This window comes from Acinetobacter brisouii (assembly GCF_008993995.1).
GTDB classification, from domain to species: Bacteria; Pseudomonadota; Gammaproteobacteria; order Pseudomonadales; family Moraxellaceae; genus Acinetobacter; species Acinetobacter brisouii_A.
This window is the reverse complement of record NZ_BKNN01000148.1, coordinates 1-1,557: the sequence shown is the minus strand read 5'-3', so window position 1 is coordinate 1,557 and position 1,557 is coordinate 1. Positions and strand designations below refer to the sequence as shown.

2 pseudogenes and 1 other annotated feature are annotated in these 1,557 nt (G+C 40.5%); of the pseudogenes, one reads left to right on the top strand and one right to left on the bottom strand.

Annotated elements, in window-relative coordinates:
• The first annotated feature begins 116 nt into the window (after positions 1 to 116).
• Positions 117 to 233, top strand: a sequence feature (AL1L pseudoknot).
• A pseudogene (locus GBN19_RS15315) lies at positions 129 to 1,076 on the top strand (IS3 family transposase); the annotation flags it as partial. Its footprint overlaps the feature before it by 105 nt.
• 38 nt (positions 1,077 to 1,114) lie before the next feature.
• Here the strand turns inward: GBN19_RS15315 and GBN19_RS15310 are convergent.
• A pseudogene (locus tag GBN19_RS15310) lies at positions 1,115 to 1,339 on the bottom strand (type II toxin-antitoxin system HigB family toxin); the annotation flags it as partial.
• Positions 1,340 to 1,557 lie beyond the last annotated feature (218 nt).

Here is a 1,557-nt window from a genome sequence, read left to right as displayed (position 1 = left end):
TGTACACAGTGCACTGGGTTATGTATCGCCTTTTGAGTTTGAAGCAATGTACTATGATAAGATTAACCCGTTAGGTCAGGTGGCCTAACTTAAATAAAAAAGTCTCCGATAAACCCGGTACGGTTCACCCAGGCGGAGCTCGACCGCCCACACAAATAATGATGGATTTTATCCATAATAATAAAGAGCCGTACGGAGTCGAGGCGATTTGTAGGATTTTACCTATCGCACCTTCAACTTATTACCGGACTCTAGATCTCTGCGATGAGAAGCATTGCTTCGCAAGGGAACATCGAGCGAAACGAGATCTACATGATCAACATCATGCTGAACAGATTAAACGTATTTGGAAAGAAAGTTCAGGTCGTTATGGTGTGCGCAAAGTCTGGCAAAAACTAAGACACGAAGGCTATGTTATTGCACGTTGTACAGTTGCTCGATTGATGCAACAGCTAGGTATACAAGGTGTTTGACGTGGTAAGAATAAACAAACAACGCGTAGCCGAGATGATCAAAAATCAGCAGATGATTTAGTAAAACGCAATTTTAAAGCTGATCATCCTGATCACTTGTGGGTGGCCGACTTCACGTATATTCAAACCAATTCAGGCTGGGTCTATACCGCATTTATTATTGATGTGTTCTCACGAGCAATTGTTGGATGGAAAGTATCAACACGGATGAATACCGACATGGTGCTCGCTGCACTTGAGCAGGCATTGCATGATCGAGGAATGCCAAATAACGTGATTCATCATAGTGACAGAGGCGTACAGTATCTTTCAATTCGCTATACCAACCGTTTAGAAGCAGCGAATTTACGAGCATCAGTCGGCACTACGGGGGATTCATACGATAATGCATTGGCTGAAACAGTGAATGGGTTGTACAAAACAGAGGTGATTGAATATTTAAAAGCAGATTGGCGTGGTTTGGGTGATATACAACTTGCCACATTAAATCTGGTAGATTGGTTCAATAAAGAACGTATACATAGTTCACTAGGTTATGTATCACCTTTTGATTTTGAAGCGATGTACTATGATAAAATTAACCCGTTAGGTCAGGTGGCCTAACTTAAACAAAAAGTCTCCGACAAACCCGGTACGGTTCATTTTGCTTGATACATCACGACTGCAATAAGTCGGATCTTGTTCCCGCCAATATCGAATACATGGAACTTTCCAACTTTATCGACCTCTGGAAAGAGATGTTTCATCTCAGCAAAATCTTTCGGATCGTTTGCCTTTATGGTTCGATACCAACCATCTAATGCCGTTTCAGCCTGTGGCCACTTTTGCATTGCTTCTATAATTCGAGTGTGGGTGATCACATGCATAACATTTTATCGCATTTTGCAATATTGAATGGCTAGGATGAATAAAGCGCCACACGGAGCTTTATTCATTATCAAAATGCACTTAATCTGATGATCTTAAAAAATAAACCTTTTAGCATTTCATGCGCAATAAGGCTGATACCATTAGTACAACAAAAATGAGTTCCACTCTAGTTAACATCTTAGTTCCATTTACTTTTCACTTAATTTATATAGCC